14 protein-coding genes, 1 tRNA gene and 1 pseudogene are annotated in these 15,392 nt (G+C 59.6%); 8 read left to right on the top strand and 8 right to left on the bottom strand.

All coding sequences use genetic code 11. From position 1 onward, the window contains the following. The first annotated feature begins 120 nt into the window (after window positions 1-120). Together ACKJSM_RS13440 and ACKJSM_RS13435 are read left to right on the top strand one after the other, a co-directional pair. Window positions 121-1,230 (top strand): efflux RND transporter periplasmic adaptor subunit, encoded by a 1,110-nt coding sequence (locus tag ACKJSM_RS13440; protein ID WP_410237818.1) that lies wholly within the window; start codon window positions 121-123, stop codon window positions 1,228-1,230. Beyond that, window positions 1,227-4,316 (top strand): efflux RND transporter permease subunit, encoded by a 3,090-nt coding sequence (locus ACKJSM_RS13435; RefSeq protein ID WP_410237817.1) that lies wholly within the window; start codon window positions 1,227-1,229, stop codon window positions 4,314-4,316. Before ACKJSM_RS13440 ends, ACKJSM_RS13435 begins: the two co-directional genes overlap by 4 nt. Before the next feature lie 334 nt (window positions 4,317-4,650). On the opposite strand, the gene ACKJSM_RS13430 is transcribed toward ACKJSM_RS13435, so the two are convergent. Both ACKJSM_RS13430 and ACKJSM_RS13425 read right to left on the bottom strand, forming a co-directional pair. After that, the gene (locus ACKJSM_RS13430) at window positions 4,651-5,340 is read right to left on the bottom strand and encodes a lipopolysaccharide kinase InaA family protein (RefSeq protein ID WP_410237815.1); all 690 of its coding nucleotides are present in this window, start codon (window positions 5,338-5,340) and stop codon (window positions 4,651-4,653) included. 420 nt (window positions 5,341-5,760) lie between these two features. Then, window positions 5,761-5,848 (bottom strand) — tRNA-Ser (locus tag ACKJSM_RS13425). A 122-nt stretch (window positions 5,849-5,970) separates the two neighbouring features. On the opposite strand from ACKJSM_RS13425, the gene ACKJSM_RS13420 reads away from it, so the two are divergent. Further along, entirely contained in the window at window positions 5,971-6,642 is a 672-nt protein-coding gene (locus ACKJSM_RS13420; RefSeq protein WP_095135472.1) for a Bax inhibitor-1/YccA family protein, read from the top strand. Window positions 6,643-6,714: 72 nt separating this feature from the next. On the opposite strand, the gene ACKJSM_RS13415 is transcribed toward ACKJSM_RS13420, so the two are convergent. Continuing rightward, window positions 6,715-7,041: a YceK/YidQ family lipoprotein gene (locus ACKJSM_RS13415; RefSeq protein WP_236182604.1), complete on the bottom strand. Its 327-nt coding sequence runs from the start codon at window positions 7,039-7,041 to the stop codon at window positions 6,715-6,717. A 40-nt stretch (window positions 7,042-7,081) separates the two neighbouring features. After that, entirely contained in the window at window positions 7,082-7,519 is a 438-nt protein-coding gene (locus ACKJSM_RS13410; protein WP_236182605.1) for an Lrp/AsnC family transcriptional regulator, read from the bottom strand. 137 nt (window positions 7,520-7,656) lie between these two features. Between ACKJSM_RS13410 and ACKJSM_RS13405 the strand changes: the two genes are divergently transcribed. Beyond that, window positions 7,657-8,550 (top strand): DMT family transporter, encoded by an 894-nt coding sequence (locus ACKJSM_RS13405; protein ID WP_236182606.1) that lies wholly within the window; start codon window positions 7,657-7,659, stop codon window positions 8,548-8,550. Between the two features lie 3 nt (window positions 8,551-8,553). On the opposite strand, the gene ACKJSM_RS13400 is transcribed toward ACKJSM_RS13405, so the two are convergent. Together ACKJSM_RS13400 and ACKJSM_RS13395 are read right to left on the bottom strand one after the other, a co-directional pair. Beyond that, window positions 8,554-9,594, bottom strand: a complete 1,041-nt coding sequence (locus ACKJSM_RS13400) for an FUSC family protein (RefSeq protein ID WP_236182619.1) — start codon at window positions 9,592-9,594, stop codon at window positions 8,554-8,556. Between the two features lie 46 nt (window positions 9,595-9,640). Next, entirely contained in the window at window positions 9,641-11,266 is a 1,626-nt protein-coding gene (locus tag ACKJSM_RS13395) for an NADP-dependent glyceraldehyde-3-phosphate dehydrogenase (protein WP_410237813.1), read from the bottom strand. A gap of 230 nt (window positions 11,267-11,496) precedes the next feature. Here ACKJSM_RS13395 and ACKJSM_RS13390 point away from each other — a divergent pair, with 230 nt between their 5' ends. The 3 genes from ACKJSM_RS13390 to ACKJSM_RS13380 all read left to right on the top strand — a co-directional run bounded on the left by ACKJSM_RS13390 (window position 11,497) and on the right by ACKJSM_RS13380 (window position 14,547). Then, window positions 11,497-11,859 carry a c-type cytochrome gene (locus ACKJSM_RS13390; RefSeq protein ID WP_410237812.1) on the top strand — a complete coding sequence of 121 codons (363 nt, stop codon included), beginning with the start codon at window positions 11,497-11,499 and terminating at the stop codon, window positions 11,857-11,859. A gap of 76 nt (window positions 11,860-11,935) precedes the next feature. Further along, window positions 11,936-13,264 (top strand): D-arabinono-1,4-lactone oxidase, encoded by a 1,329-nt coding sequence (locus tag ACKJSM_RS13385; RefSeq protein WP_410238023.1) that lies wholly within the window; start codon window positions 11,936-11,938, stop codon window positions 13,262-13,264. 74 nt (window positions 13,265-13,338) lie between these two features. Beyond that, entirely contained in the window at window positions 13,339-14,547 is a 1,209-nt protein-coding gene (locus ACKJSM_RS13380) for a DSD1 family PLP-dependent enzyme (RefSeq protein ID WP_410238022.1), read from the top strand. Window positions 14,548-14,550: 3 nt separating this feature from the next. Here the strand turns inward: ACKJSM_RS13380 and ACKJSM_RS13375 are convergent, their stop codons facing one another. Beyond that, a complete protein-coding gene (locus ACKJSM_RS13375) occupies window positions 14,551-14,838 on the bottom strand; it encodes a bacteriocin immunity protein (protein WP_410237810.1) in 288 nt (95 codons plus the stop codon). Continuing rightward, a complete protein-coding gene (locus tag ACKJSM_RS13370; RefSeq protein WP_192560763.1) occupies window positions 14,835-15,107 on the bottom strand; it encodes a bacteriocin immunity protein in 273 nt (90 codons plus the stop codon). Before ACKJSM_RS13370 ends, ACKJSM_RS13375 begins: the two co-directional genes overlap by 4 nt. A gap of 76 nt (window positions 15,108-15,183) precedes the next feature. Between ACKJSM_RS13370 and ACKJSM_RS13365 the strand changes: the two are divergent. Further along, window positions 15,184-15,392, top strand: a pseudogene (locus ACKJSM_RS13365) (IS3 family transposase); the annotation flags it as partial.

The following is a 15,392-nucleotide window of genomic DNA, read 5'->3' as shown; positions in this document are numbered from 1 at the left end:
GGTGTTCAAGGCATAAATAATAAGGCTGGAGCGTGGAATATCTCGTGAAGTGTGACTATTGACGCTAATGGTCACAAAGCCTGAGAATATGATCGTCATCCTATTTTAGTAAGAGAATCTATGCGCCGGCTCCGAATGTTCCCCATTGCCGTATGCCTGTTGCCACTCGCCCTGACGGCGTGCGGTGATTCTTCCTCCGTTGCAGACCCGCGCACACAGGCGCCTCTGGTCAGGTTCACCGCCGTTCAGGCTGCGGCTGACGGTTCTCGCACCTTCACAGGGGTGGTGACGGCGCGCATTCAGGGCGATCTGGGTTTTCGCGTATCGGGCAAGGTGCTCGAGCGTCTGGTTGACACGGGGCAGACTGTTAAACGCGGTCAACCGCTGATGCGGCTTGATCCCATCGACTTGGGGTTGCAGGCGCGCGCGCAGCAGGAGTCGGTCATCGCCGCCCGGGCCCGCGCCAGGCAGACAGCCGATGACGAAGCCCGCTATCGCACCCTGGTCAGCGCCGGCGCCATTTCCGCATCGGCCTACGATCAGATCAAAGCCGCGGCAGACACAGCCAAGGCGCAACTCAGCGCCGCTGAAGCGCAAGCGGACGTTGCCCGCAACGCTTCCGGTTATGCGGTGCTGGTCGCCGATGCCGATGGCGTTGTGGTGGAAACACTTGCCGAACCCGGACAAGTCGTCAGTCCCGGACAACCGGTGGTTCGACTGGCGCGGGCAGGGCAGCGTGAGGCCATCGTGCACTTGCCCGAGACCTTGCGTCCCGCAGCAGGATCCACCGCGCAAGCCACGCTCTATGGTGACGCCTCGGGTGCTGTTACCGCGAAACTGAGGTTGCTTTCGGATTCGGCGGACCGCACGACGCGTACGTTCGAGGCGCGCTATGTACTGGAAGGCGCATTGGCCAATGCGCCGATAGGTTCGACAGTCACCCTCAGAATCGCCGAGGGCTCGAAACCTGCAGCGTCGTTGCAAGTGCCCATCGCCGCGCTTTACGACGCGGGCAGCGGTCCTGGCGTGTGGGTCATCGCCGGCACACCGTCAACCGTGACCTGGCGACCGGTTCGGGTGCTGGGGTTGAGCGACGATTCGGCGCGAGTGGCCGGCGACCTTCGCGTCGGCGAGCAGATTGTGGCGCTGGGCGCTCATCTGTTACGCGAAGGTGAGCCAGTCAGAATCCCCGTGTCTGATGCGGCGACCGTTGCCGGGAGTCGTCCATGAGCGAAGGACGATTCAACCTTTCCGCCATTGCCGTTCGCGAGCGCGCGATCACGGTCTTTCTGATTTTCCTGATCGCCGTTGCCGGCATTCTGGCGTTCTTTCAGTTGGGGCGTGCCGAAGATCCTCCATTTACGGTCAAGCAGCTGACCGTCATTACGGCGTGGCCGGGGGCGACCGCACAGGAGATGCAGGATCAGGTCGCGGAGCCACTGGAAAAACGCCTGCAAGAACTCAAATGGTACGACCGCTCGGAAACCTATACCCGGCCAGGGCTCGCTTTCACGATGGTGTCGTTGCTCGATAGCACGCCACCTTCGCAAGTGCAGGAAGAGTTTTATCAGGCGCGTAAAAAACTCGACGATGAAGCGATCAAGTTGCCGGCCGGCGTCATCGGGCCGATGGTCAACGACGAATATTCGGACGTGACCTTTGCGCTGTTTGCCCTGAAAGCCAAAGGCGAGCCGCAGCGCTTGCTGGTCCGCGATGCGGAGTCCATGCGCCAGCGCCTGTTGCATGTGCCGGGGGTAAAGAAGGTCAATATCATCGGCGAGCAAGCCGAACGGATATTTGTTTCGTTTTCGCATGACCGGTTGGCCACCTTGGGCTTGTCACCGCAGGACATCTTTGCCGCGCTGAACAGTCAGAACGCACTGACCCCGGCCGGATCAATCGACACCAGCGGGCCACAGGTTTTTCTGCGTCTCGATGGTGCGTTCGACAAACTGCAGAAAATCCGCGACACCCCTGTGGTCGTGCAAGGGCGGACACTCAAGCTGTCTGATGTGGCGACGGTCGAACGCGGCTATGAAGACCCGGCCACCTTTCTGGTGCGCAATAACGGCGAAGAGGCGCTGTTGCTCGGCGTAGTGATGCGCGAGGGCTGGAACGGTCTTGATCTGGGCAAGGCGCTGGATGCCGAGACCGTCAGGATCAATGAGGAAATGCCCCTGGGCATGAGCCTATCCAAGGTCACCGACCAGGCAGTGAATATCGACTCCGCCGTTGGCGAGTTCATGGTCAAGTTCTTTGTCGCGCTGCTGGTGGTCATGCTCGTCTGCTTTCTGAGCATGGGCTGGCGTGTCGGCGTGGTGGTCGCCGCTGCCGTGCCGTTGACCCTGGCGATCGTGTTTGTGGTGATGGCAGCCACCGGCAAGAACTTTGACCGTATTACCCTGGGGTCGTTGATCCTGGCGCTCGGGCTGCTGGTCGATGACGCGATCATCGCCATTGAAATGATGGTGGTGAAAATGGAGGAGGGCTACGATCGCATCAAGGCGTCTGCCTATGCCTGGAGCCACACGGCGGCGCCGATGCTGTCCGGAACCCTGGTGACGGCGATCGGGTTTTTACCGAACGGTTTCGCTCAGTCCACGGCTGGCGAATACACCAGCAACATGTTCTGGATCGTGGGCATCGCGCTCATCGCTTCGTGGGTCGTCGCAGTGGCGTTCACCCCTTATCTGGGCGTGAAACTCTTGCCGGACATCAAGGCGGTGGAGGGTGGACACGCGGCGATCTACAACACGCCGCGATACAACCGCTTCCGTCGGATTCTGACCCGGGTCATCGCGCGCAAATGGCTGGTTGCGGGCATGGTTATTGTCCTGTTCTTCGTGGCGGCGGCGGGCATGGGCCTGGTGAAGAAACAGTTCTTCCCGACCTCAGACCGTCCCGAAGTCATGATCGAGGTGCAAATGCCTTACGGCACCTCCATCGAGCAGACCAGCGCCACGGCCGCCAAGGTCGAAGCCTGGCTGCGCCAGCAGGATGAGGCAAAAATCGTCACGGCCTATATCGGTCAGGGTGCGCCGCGTTTCTTCCTGGCGATGGCGCCGGAACTGCCCGATCCGTCGTTCGCCAAGATCGTGGTGCTGACCGACAGTCAGGAAGCACGGGAAACCCTCAAGTTGCGTTTTCGTGACGCGGTGGCTCAAGGGCTTGTCCCGGAGGCGCGCCTCAGGGCATCGCAGATTGTGTTTGGTCCTTATTCGCCATTTCCGGTGGCTTACCGGGTGATGGGGCCTGATCCGGCGAAGTTGCGCGTGATTGCCGAGCAGGTGCGGGGCGTGATGCAGGACAGCCCGATGATGAGAACCGTGAACACTGATTGGGGACCGCTGACGCCGTCGTTGCATTTCAACCTGGATCAGGACCGTCTGCAGGCAGTGGGGCTGACATCGGCTGCGGTTGCACAGCAATTGCAGTTCCTGCTCAGCGGAGTACCGATCACGGCGGTGCGTGAAGATATTCGTTCAGTGCAGGTCATGGGGCGGGCAGCGGGCGATATCCGGCTCGATCCGCAGCAAATCGAAGGTTTCACCTTGGTCGGTGCCTCGGGGCAGCGAATCCCGTTGTCGCAGATAGGCGAGGTCGATGTGCGCATGGAAGATCCGATCCTGCGCCGGCGTGATCGTACCCCGACCATCACCGTGCGCGGCGACATTGCCGAGGATTTGCAACCGCCGGATGTTTCCAGTGCGCTGCTGAAGCAATTGCAGCCGATCATCGAGAAGCTGCCTGCCGGTTACCGGATTGAGCAGGCGGGTGCGATCGAAGAATCCGGCAAGGCCGGCAAGGCGATCCTGCCGTTGTTGCCGATCATGATTGCCATGACCCTCGTCATCATCATTGTGCAGGTTCGTTCGATCTCGGCGATGATCATGGTGTTCCTTACCTCGCCGCTAGGGTTGATTGGTGTGGTGCCGACACTGCTCATCTTCAATCAACCGTTTGGCATCAATGCGCTGGTCGGGTTGATTGCACTGTCGGGGATCCTGATGCGCAATACGCTGATCCTGATCGGTCAGATTCATCACAACGCGCAAGAAGGGCTTGATCCGTTTCACGCGGTCGTCGAAGCCACGGTGCAACGTGCGCGACCGGTACTGTTGACGGCCCTGGCGGCAATCCTGGCGTTTATTCCCCTGACGCACTCGGTGTTCTGGGGGACGCTGGCCTATACCTTGATTGGCGGCACGCTCGTCGGCACCATCATGACGCTGGTGTTCCTGCCCGCGATGTACTCGATCTGGTTCAAGATCGGTCCTGACACCAGGCCGCCGGCTGCAACAGTCAAACCGGTGTAGCGATAAGTGCTGGAAATCGAGGCCTGATCCCGGAAACGACAAAGCCCTGAATAATCAGGGCTTTGTCGTATAAAAGATGGCTTCCAGCCTCACCACCCGGCGCCGCGCGGGTCGTCAATGTTCGCCGAATCGTTCTCGGCCGTTCCGATCCCGGTCCGGCGTGGCCTGTGCTTTCGAAAAACTGGATGGTAGCTGGGTCAGTAGAGTAGAGCCTTCAATGAGTGGGGCGGGGCCGGGTAGTTACGCCGGGCACACCCCCTGCATTCACCGGTTCACCTGGCAGATCGATGCAGACATTCATGTGATGTGAGGGCCTGCCGTCTTCGTTGGGCTCTTAAGAACGGCCCTGGGTGATTACCGGTCGACCCAGGTGCTTTTCATAATGACGAAGAAAGTGTTGCCACTCCGGTTCGCTCCAATAGGAATGGCGCCTGAGTTGCAAAATGTCGTGCCGAGCTGCCCGCAATGAGCTAATTCGCCCATGGGACTTCTCGAGATCGAGCAGCGCAAGCTCGAACTCGGGATCGCTCGACGAATTGCGAACTTTGATAAAAATATGTTTTGAGCGCATGCAGCCATGCTGCCAGCGGCCGAGATGCATTCGTGCCATCAACGACGCGAGTATTTCAAGCACATTGTCCAGTTGCTTGGGCGTGTATTGGTTTTTTGCACCTTGGTTGTACCACGATTCCAAATCCTGGAAACCGTTCAAGTCCTTGGTGACCAAGATGCCGTGCCAGACCCCTTTGATTTTTTGCGCACCGTAGTAAACCGGTTGAGGGGCGTTGACCCCAAGGTGGAGTAACTTTGTGAGCGCGCGGCCTTCGCGCAAGGTAGTGGGGCGCCCCAGAGGATATCTCAGGCTGCGAAACAAATGACCCGTCTGGCGCTTAACATAAACAGTGGCACCGTTATGCATCACTCGCTGCACTCCGCTCGTGCCACTCCTGCGTACGTTGGGTTCTTCTACCCAAGGGCCTGATGTATTCCACCAATAGGAAAAAAGTTGGTCGGTTTGGCTCATCGCGCACTCCATTCTTGTGTTGTTATCAGCTGCGCCATCGGCCTTTTTGTTGGCCGGCATCATGCCGTAATTCAAACAGACGTTTCAGTGCTGGGCTAGTTCCTTTTGATGACACGCTTATCCATTATTGAGCAGCAGCTACGGTCTAAAAGCAGCCGTCGGGGATGAAATGGTTTCGGCCAGGGGAGTCGTTCGCAGGAGCCAGCTTTCGGCTGATAGTTATCAGTCAGGTGTCATCAACACGGCCAGGATCATCTTGATAAATGCCCGTGTTACATGAAGAGTGTTTTATGTTTGGCAGGACGCCGGAGAAGGGAGTGAAAAGCTGCTGGTTATGGAACACAACCTGGCGGTCGAAGATTTTTCCGAACGCCAGAAACGACAAAGCCCTGAATAATCAGGGCTTTGTCGTACTTAAGATGGCGGAGGCGATGGGATTCGAACTCATGGACCTGTTACAGTCGACGGTTTTCAAGACCGTTGCCTTAAACCACTCGGCCACACCTCCGTTGCGTTGCGGGCGCCATAATACCTGAATGAAACACACTGTCAAACTCTGTGCATGGCTTGTTACAGAGCGTCTGTTATGATCTTTGCGACTGAACGTTTCAAACCAACAGGAGTGTCGCCATGCGCGAACAGGATTACGCAGTTCACAACAGCGTGCAGGCTGAGCAGCTAGAGGTTAGCCGCGTCCTGCGCAACACTTACGGTCTACTGGCGCTCACCCTCGCATTCAGCGGTGTGATGGCGTTCGTGGCCCAGCAGATGCGGGTCGGCTACCCGAACATTTTCGTGGTGCTGATCGGTTTCTACGGGCTGTTCTTTCTCACCAACAAGCTCCGTGATTCCGCCTGGGGCCTGGTGTCGGCGTTTGCCCTGACCGGTTTCATGGGTTTCCTGCTCGGCCCGATCCTCAACCGTTACCTGGGCATGCAGGGCGGCGCTGAAGTGGTCAGCTCCGCGTTCGCGATGACCGCACTGGTGTTCGGTGGCCTGTCGGCCTACGTGCTGATCACCCGTAAGGACATGAGCTTCCTCGGTGGCTTCATCACCGCCGGTTTCTTCGTCCTGCTGGGTGCGACGCTGGCGAGCCTGTTCTTCCAGATCAGTGGCCTGCAACTGGCGATCAGCGCAGGTTTCGTGCTGTTCTCGTCGGTCTGCATCCTGTTCCAGACCAGCGCGATCATCCACGGCGGCGAGCGCAACTACATTATGGCGACCATCAGCCTGTATGTATCGATTTACAACCTGTTCGTCAGCCTGCTGCAGATCTTCGGCATCATGAGCCGCGACGACTGATCGCTACACCGCTACAAACAAGAAACCCGCGAAAGCGGGTTTTTTGTTGTCTGTGAAAATTCGTACAGGCGATCAGTTGATCACGAGGCTGCCATCAGCCTGTTGCTTGTAGATCGTGTAGGGCAACAGCAATGTATCGAGCACACCCGACACGGCCGCATCGACCAGCAGACCCGGTGTTGCGTTCTTGTAGTTGAACGCATCGACGTCGTCCGGCTTTTCGGCGTGCAACATGCAGAAGTCGTACGTCACGCCGCTGTAGATGCGCGGTACAGCGCCGCAGTAGGATTTTTTAGCCTTCAACTGGTCGGTGGAAGACTTATCGCTGAACGCCACGGTCTGCACCGTCCCGCACCCGGCCAGCATCAACACCGTCAGCATCATTGCCTGAATTTTCATACCGCCAATCCTTCGCCGGAAAACACTCAATCTACGCCGCTCACGCCATTGGCGGCAATCGACGTTTCACCGGGGTCTTCTTGACGATCGCGGTATTGGTTTCCGCCAGCGTATTCAGCCTATCAAGCAGGGTGTCGAGCTGTTCCATCGAACGCACATGCAGACGGGCGATGAAGCAATCTTCGCCGGTTACCTTATCGCACTCGGTGAACTCGGGAATCGCCAGGATCTGCCGTTCGACCTCCTGCAACTGCCCCGGCAGTGGCCGCACCCGGACAATCGCCTGCAACTGATAACCGAAGCATTTCGGGTCAACCTCCACGGTGTAACCCTTGAGCACACCGCGCTCCTCCAGTCGCCGCAGGCGCTCGGCCACGCTGGGCGATGACAACCCGCTGATTTGCGCCAGCGCCTTGAGTGAGCGCCGCGAATCCTCCATCAAGGCCCCGATCAGGATCTGGTCGATATCGTCGGTCATACAAAACTCCCGCATTAGGCGAATGCCGCAAACCACCCTTGATAAAAAAGGCAGAATCCGAGTTTAGCCTGCTTTTTGCACTGGAGAAGCCCCGGCCTCGCTTGGCATACTTTTGCCACACATTAAGGAGAAAGATGATGGACAAAACAATCCGTCGCGGCTCATTCGAAATGACCGCCGCCATGCTGATATCCGGGACGATCGGCTGGTTTGTGCTGGTATCCGGGCAACCGGTACTGGACGTGGTGTTCTGGCGCTGCGTGTTCGGCGCCGGCACCTTGTTGCTGATCTGCGCCGCGTTCGGCTTTTTGCGCCCGGGCATACTGACCCGCACAACATTTCTGTTGGCGGTGCTCAGCGGGGTGGCAATTGTCGGCAACTGGGTGTTGCTGTTCGCCTCGTATTCCCGGGCCTCGATTGCCATCGGCACGGCGGTGTACAACGTGCAGCCGTTCATGCTGGTAGGGTTGGCGGCGTTGTTTCTGGGCGAGAAGATCACCCTGCAGAAGCTGTTCTGGCTGGCGATTTCTTTCATGGGGATGCTGGCCATCGTCAGTGCCCATGGCGGGCAGGGCGAGGGCGGCAATGATTACCTGATGGGGATCGCGCTGGCGCTGGGGGCGGCGTTTCTGTACGCCATCGCCGCGTTGATCATCAAGCGCCTGACCGGCACGCCGCCGCACCTGATTGCGTTGATCCAGGTCTGCACCGGTGTGTTGCTGCTCGCGCCGTTCGCCCATTTTTCGGCGATGCCCGCGGCACCGAGTGCCTGGGCCAGCCTGGTGACGCTGGGCATCGTCCACACCGGTTTGATGTACGTGCTGCTGTATGGCGCGATTCAGAAACTCCCGACCGCATTGACCGGTGCACTGTCATTCATCTATCCAATCGCGGCGATATTCGTCGACTGGTTTGCCTTCGGTCATCAACTGCAAACCCTGCAATGGATCGGCGTGGCGGCAATTCTATTGGCCGCTGCGGGCATGCAACAGGGTTGGGGCTTGAAGGCGCGGCGCCTGGCCGCGCAGTAAACGTCAGATGTTCCAGCGCGGCGCGGTCTTCGCCAGACGCTGGCGCATCTCGCCGATGTTGGCCGCCAATTGCCGGGTCAACAAACGGTAGCCGTCCAATGGGCTGTAGACCGGTGTATCGAGGCTGGCGTCTGGCAACTCCACCGGGCGTCCCAGCCGCTGGGATGCGCCGGATTTCAACGCCCGGGCCATGCCGATCAATTGCACGCGAATGTGCCGGTGTTCGGCCTTGAGCGCCGCTTGCAGGTGCGCCATGGCGTCGGGATCGTTGGCGTCCGGGCGGATGTTGCCGAGAATTTCCAGGGTGCTGATGCACATGCGCAGGTTGCGCTGGATCGCGTCCAGTTCGGTCATCGATACTTTGACTTCCTTGGACACCGACGGCATCAACGAGCGCAATTGCACCATCACCGCATTCAGCCGGTTCATCAATTTCAAGTGTTCGTCGGCCGTCACCGGTTGGCCGCCGATGATCCGCCCGTACACCGTGGCGCAATCACGCAGCGCGTCGGCCAGGTTGTAGCGCCACGAGTACACCGCGTACAGCGGCAGGGCGAAGGAAAAGGCCAGGGCCAGGGCGATACCGATCAGGATATCGACCCCGCGCCACAGCCCGTCGGTGATCGGGTTGTCGCCATGCCCGGCGACGATGAAAACGGTGATGGCCGAGAGCAGGGCGGTGTAGCCGCCCTTGCCGATCGCGTGATACGAGAAGAAACCGCACACCACGGCCATCGCAAAATAGGTCAGCCACGGCAGGCCCAGCCACGCCTGCTGCGCTACCAGCAGCAGACCGACGCCGGCACCGATCAACGTGCCGATGGCACGTTCGGCGGCTTTCTTGCCGATGTTGCCGTGGTGCTGCAAACCGCCGATCACCACCAGCATGGTCACTGACGCCCACTCGCCGTGAGGCAGATTGATGCCGGTGGTCAGCAGGATCGTCGCCAGCAACCCCAGCGCGACCCGCACCGCGTGAATCGTTCGTGCATGGCGATAACGTCGATACGGATCGAGCAACGGCCGCAGAATCCGCCGCAACAGCGGCGGCCAGCGGTGGGGGCTGAAAGTGCTCAGCGGTGTTTCCTCCTCAGAAGATGTAGTCGGTGGCGATGAAGTTTGAATCGCGTCCGCGAATGATTTCGCTGATCAGGTCCTTGTTGGGTTCCTGAAACTTGGTCGCCACCAGCGTACGGATCGAAAACACCCGCAACGCATCGTGTACCGACAGCGTGCCCTCGGCGGAGTTCTTGCGACCGTTGAACGGGTAGGTGTCCGGGCCGCGCTGGCACTGGGCGTTGAGGTTGATCCGCCCGACCTGGTTGGCGAAGGTGTCGACCAGGCGTCCGACAGCGACCGGGTTGGTGCCAAAGATGCTCAGTTGCTGGCCGAAATCCGATTCCAGCACGTAGTCGATCACGGTATCGAGGTGACGGTACGGCACGATCGGCACCACCGGGCCGAACTGCTCTTCCTGATAGACGCGCATCTGCGGCGTCACCGGGTACAGCACCGCCGGGTAGAAGAACGAGGCCCGCGCTTCGCCGCCATTCGGGTTGACCACCTGGGCGCCTTTGCTTTGCGCGTCAGCCACCAGCCCGTGCAGGTAATCGACCTTGCCCGATTCCGGCAGCGGCGTCAGCGAAACCCCGCTGTCCCATGGCATGCCCGGTTTGAGGCTGGCCAGTTTGGCGTTGAATTTCTCGATGAAGCTGTCCACCACATCTTCATGCACGAACAGGATTTTCAACGCGGTGCAGCGCTGGCCGTTGAACGAAAGGGAACCGGTCACCGATTCGCTGACTGCGTTGTCCAGATCGACCTCGGGCAGGACGATGCCGGGGTTCTTCGCATCCAGGCCCAGTGCGGCGCGCAAACGGTGCGGTTTCGGGTGCAGTTTCTTCAGGTCGCTGGCGGCCTTGTTGGTGCCGATGAAGGCGAAGATGTCGATCTTGCCGCTGGCCATCAGCGCACTGACCGTCTCGCGGCCGCTGCCGTAGATGACGTTGATCACACCGGTGGGGAAGCTGTCGCGGAAGGCTTCGAGCAAAGGGCGGATCAGCAGCACGCCGAGCTTGGCCGGTTTGAACACCACGGTGTTGCCCATGATCAGCGCCGGGATCAGCGTGGTGAAGGTTTCGTTCAGCGGATAGTTGTAAGGACCCATGCACAGCGCTACACCGAGCGGGACGCGGCGGATCTGGCCGAGGGTGTCCTGCTCCAGCTCAAACCGGCTGGAGCGGCGGTCGAGCTCCTTCAGCGCATTGATGGTGTCGACGATGTAGTCGCAGGTGCGGTCGAACTCCTTTTCCGAGTCCTTGAGGTTCTTGCCGATTTCCCACATCAGCAGCTTCACCACGGCATCGCGCTGCTGGCGCATGCGCCCGAGGAAGGCTTCGACGTGCTGGATACGCTCGGCCACGCGCAGGGTCGGCCACAGGCCCTGGCCCCGGTCGTAGGCGCGGACGGCGGCGTCGAGGGCAGTGAGGGCGGTGTCGGCGTCCAGCAGTGGCGTGCTGCCGAGGATCACTTGTTCGTCGCCATTGTCGCCGTGCAGATAAACCGGGCTGCGCACCGTGGCGAGCGGGCCGTCCCAGCGGCGCAACTGGCCATCGACCAGGTATTCGCGTTGCTCGACCTGACCGTCGAGGCGGTATTTTTCCGGGATGTCGCTGACAGAAGGGAACAGGTTGCCAAGGATGTTTGCTGTGGTCATGTCGCTACCCCGTAGAAGATGTCGGCGGGCCGATTGAAAAGGCTTTACAGGTTATACGCCTGAATTCACTGAAATTTAAACCCGCAAATGTCACGGGAATGTCACGCAAGGCATAAGCCCTGACTGGCCCCGTATGCCCCCCTCACTGTCCCGCAATGCCCTCAACGTGCTGGCGTTGCTGCCTTAAGGTGTGATCACAACAATAAGCGGCACCTCACGCGAGGATCTTTATGCGGGCATCCCGATTTACCTGGCTGCTGTTGCTGGCCGTTGCACTGGCCGGTTGCGGCGAAGACGCCAAACCCCCGACCTCATCCGGCATCGCCCGTAGCGCCATGCCCTCCGATCCGGCGCTGGCGCAGATCTATGCCAACAGCTGCCAGCTCTGCCACGCCAACCCCGCCGCCAATGCGCCGCTGACCGGTGACCGCAAGGCCTGGGAACCGCGCATCCAGCAGGGCGCCGACACGCTGCTCGACCACGCCATCAACGGCTACAACGGCATGCCGCCGATGGGTCAGTGCGTCGAGTGCTCGGAAGAACAATTTCTTCGGTTGATCGGCTTCATGGCCGATCAGCCGCTCCCACAATAAGGACCCTGGCATGCCGATAGATCTGACACGCCGGCAGTTGTTGCAACGGGCAAGCATCGTCGGCGCGTTCAGCGCGCTGGCCGCCAATCCGGCGCTGGGCCAACTGATGCGCGCGCCGCGGCTGATTCCCTGGCGCAACTGGTCGGGCGGGCAGAGTTGCCTGCCGGCGGCGCGGGTGGCGCCGAAGAATCTCGATGAGTTGACGACGATCATTCAGCAGGCACCGGGCAGGATTCGCCCGGTCGGCTCGGCGCATTCCTTCAGCGCGCTGGTGCCCACCGACGGTACGCTGCTGTCGTTGAGCTACTTCAACGGTCTGCTCGATCACGACCCGAAAACCCTGCAAGCGGAATTCGCCGCTGGCACCCCTATGTCACGTATGGGCACGCCACTCAAGGACGTCGGCCAGGCCCTGCAAAACATGGCCGATATCGATTACCAGACCCTCGCCGGCGCCATCTCCACCTCGACCCACGGCACTGGCAAAACTTTTCAGTCCTATTCCGCCCATGTCTGCGGGATGCAACTGGTGACCGCCAGCGGCGAGGTGCTGGACTGCAACAGCCAGCGTCATCCTGAAGTATTCAACGCCGCTCGGGTGTCCCTCGGTGCGCTGGGCGTGGCCACCAAAATCCGCCTGCAAAACCGCCCGGCCTATCGCCTGCGGGAAACCCAATGGATCGCCAAAACCGAAGAGCTGCTCGAAGACCTGGACAAGAACACAAGCGAAAACCAGCACTGGGAAATGCTCGTCGTCACCCATTCCGACTACGCCTTGTCGATCGCCCTCAACGAAACCACCGACCCGCCCACGCCGCCGATTCCGCCCGAAGAGGAGGGCGGCAACGCGTTCGTGACCCTGATCGAGAAGATCGACAAGTACGGCAGCGATTTCCCGGGCCTGCGCAGTTCGCTGCTCAACAGTCTGCGACATCTGGCGAGTTTCGATGACCGGGTCGGCGACTCGTTCGACGTCTACGCCAACGTACGCACCGTGCGTTTCAACGAGATGGAATATTCAGTGCCCGCCGAACACGGCCCGGCGTGTCTGCGGGAGATTCTCAAGCTGATCCGCGACAAGGACCTGCGCACCTGGTTTCCCATCGAGTACCGCTACGTCAAGGCCGACGACATTCCGCTGAGCATGTTCGAAGGCCGCGACAGTTGCTCGATCTCGGTCCACCAGCATTATCAGATGGACCATCACAACTTCTTCGCCGCCGTCGAGCCGATCTTCTGGAAGTACAACGGTCGCCCGCACTGGGGCAAGTTGCACACGCTCAACGCACGTACGTTGCAAGCGCTCTATCCGCGCTGGCAGGAATTCATTCAGGTACGCCAGGCGCTGGACCCGAGCGGTAAGTTTCTCAACGGGCATCTGTCGTCGATTCTGGGGGTGAGCTGATGGCGGTCAATCGACGTCATTTCGTGCTGGGTACGTTGGGTATCGGCGCTTTGCTGGTGGGCGTGGGGGCATGGTTGCGGCCGGGGGATCGCGGCGGGCCTTACAGTGACTATTTCCGGGCGCTGAACAATGAGCTCAAGACCAAAGGCCCGATGCGTCCGGTGTTGTTGATCGATCTGGATCGACTCGACCACAACATTGACGTGGTGATGCGCTCGGTCAAGCGCGCGGGCAAGCAGTTGCGGCTGGTGGAGAAATCGCTGCCGTCGCCGGGGTTGCTCAGCTACATCGGCCAACGGGCAGGGACGCAGCGACTGATGTCGTTTCATCAGCCGTTTCTCAATCACGATGCAGTGACGTTCCCGCAGTCGGACATTCTGCTCGGCAAGCCGCTGCCGGTGCGTTCCGCCGAGATCTTCTACCAGACCCACAAAGGCCCGTTCGACCCGGCGAAGCAGCTGCAATGGCTGATCGACAACCCCGAACGTCTGCAGCAATACCTCGCGCTGGCCCAGGGACTGGGCACGCGGATGCGGATCAACATCGAGCTGGACGTCGGCCTGCACCGGGGCGGGGTCAGCGATCTGAACGTGCTGGGGCAGATGCTCGCGCTGATCGCCGCCAATCCGCAGCACCTGGAGTTCGCCGGGTTCATGGGCTACGACCCGTTCGTGGGCATGGGCGTGCCGGGGATTCTCGGCTCGCCCGAGGAACTGTTCGCCAAGGTGATGGTGATTTATCAGCGCTGCGTCGATTTCACCCGGCAGCAATACCCGGCGCTGTGGCATGACGGCTTGTGCCTGAACACCGCCGGCAGTCCGAGTTATCGCATGCATGAAAACGAACATCTGAGCAGTGAAGTGTCGGTGGGCACGGCGATGCTCAAGCCGACTCATTACGACTTGCCGTCGCTGGTCGAACACGAGCCTGCCGCGTACATCGCCACGCCGGTATTGAAAAGCACCGGAGCAGTGAACATCCCGGCGCTGGACGACAAGTCGAAACTGTTTTCGTGGTGGGACACCAACCAGCGCCAGACCTTCTTCATTTACGGCGGCAACTGGATGGCCGAGTTCGAATCGCCGCCGGGGCTGCAGAGCAATGGCGTTTACGGGCGCAGTTCGAATCAGGAGATGGTCAATGGTTCGAATGCCGTGGGGCTGACGGTGGAGGATCAGGTGTTCCTGCGACCGACCCAGACCGAGGCGGTGTTGCTGCAGTTTGGTGATTTACTGGCGGTGCGCGGCGGCAAGATTGTCGATACCTGGCCGGTGTATACCTGAAGGTTATTCGGGTTTGAACCCTGGCAAGCCTTGCGATGAACGCCATTCTTTCAGGGTTCTTGTGATTCCCTGTGCAGAATCATCTGCACCGTCATCCGGGTAGAAAATCAGGTCGGAGCCAGCAGGGTGCTCGCAGATCGTATTGAAGTGGTGCACGAGCGAGTTTTCGTCCTCTTCGCTTTCTTCGTTCCCCTGGATGCGTTGTAGAAAGCGGATGAACTCGTCTTCTGTGTAATCAGAAATCAACTCCTTGAGTTCCTGCCTGGTGTAGTCGCTCAGAGTGTCCCTCATTCTTGCTTGAATCCCGGCAGGCCTTGGGATATGCGCCATTCTTTAATGGTTCGGGTTATTCCTTCCGCTGAGTCATCGGCCTCGGGCAGCGGACGATAGATCAGGTTCATCTTCTCCGGATGCCCGACGATCTTGTTGAAGTGGCGAACCAGCAAGTCGGCGCGGGTATCAGAAGGCGCCTGGTCCTCTTTGAATATTTCTTCCAGAAAACTAACGAACTCGCGCTCCGTGTATTCAGAAATGTTGTTTTTGATAAAGGGATCCTTCATTTTCTTTCCTTAATTCTGATGTATGTCCCGTCCTGAATAAGGTTTACACCTTCTGATCTATTTTCAGGAGGACGTAATGGAAACGGCTAAAAGGCGTAGTCAGCGAGACTACACGCTGACTTTTAAATTGTCGGTCGTGGATCAGGTCGAAAGAGGCGAGCTGAGTTATAAAGAGGCTCAGGAGCGCTACGGGATTCAAGGCAAAACAACCGTTCTGATGTGGTTACGCAAGCACGGTCGGCAGGATTGGAGCCCGGGCACATACATTGGCTCGCCGAGGATGGG

It is taken from the genome of Pseudomonas sp. PHC1, from assembly GCF_046487845.1.
GTDB lineage: Bacteria > Pseudomonadota > Gammaproteobacteria > Pseudomonadales > Pseudomonadaceae > Aquipseudomonas > Aquipseudomonas sputi.
Note: the sequence above shows the minus strand (reverse complement) of the source record. Positions and strands in the feature narration are given on the sequence as shown.

Coding starts and splice junctions, on each gene's coding strand:
- ACKJSM_RS13405 (WP_236182606.1), top strand. CDS start 7,657: ATGGACAAAACAATCCGTCGCGGCTCATTCGAAATGACCGCCGCCATG.
- ACKJSM_RS13410 (WP_236182605.1), bottom strand. CDS start 7,519: ATGACCGACGATATCGACCAGATCCTGATCGGGGCCTTGATGGAGGAT.
- ACKJSM_RS13430 (WP_410237815.1), bottom strand. CDS start 5,340: ATGAGCCAAACCGACCAACTTTTTTCCTATTGGTGGAATACATCAGGC.
- ACKJSM_RS13390 (WP_410237812.1), top strand. CDS start 11,497: ATGCGGGCATCCCGATTTACCTGGCTGCTGTTGCTGGCCGTTGCACTG.
- ACKJSM_RS13375 (WP_410237810.1), bottom strand. CDS start 14,838: ATGAGGGACACTCTGAGCGACTACACCAGGCAGGAACTCAAGGAGTTG.
- ACKJSM_RS13435 (WP_410237817.1), top strand. CDS start 1,227: ATGAGCGAAGGACGATTCAACCTTTCCGCCATTGCCGTTCGCGAGCGC.
- ACKJSM_RS13415 (WP_236182604.1), bottom strand. CDS start 7,041: ATGAAAATTCAGGCAATGATGCTGACGGTGTTGATGCTGGCCGGGTGC.
- ACKJSM_RS13395 (WP_410237813.1), bottom strand. CDS start 11,266: ATGACCACAGCAAACATCCTTGGCAACCTGTTCCCTTCTGTCAGCGAC.
- ACKJSM_RS13440 (WP_410237818.1), top strand. CDS start 121: ATGCGCCGGCTCCGAATGTTCCCCATTGCCGTATGCCTGTTGCCACTC.
- ACKJSM_RS13420 (WP_095135472.1), top strand. CDS start 5,971: ATGCGCGAACAGGATTACGCAGTTCACAACAGCGTGCAGGCTGAGCAG.
- ACKJSM_RS13370 (WP_192560763.1), bottom strand. CDS start 15,107: ATGAAGGATCCCTTTATCAAAAACAACATTTCTGAATACACGGAGCGC.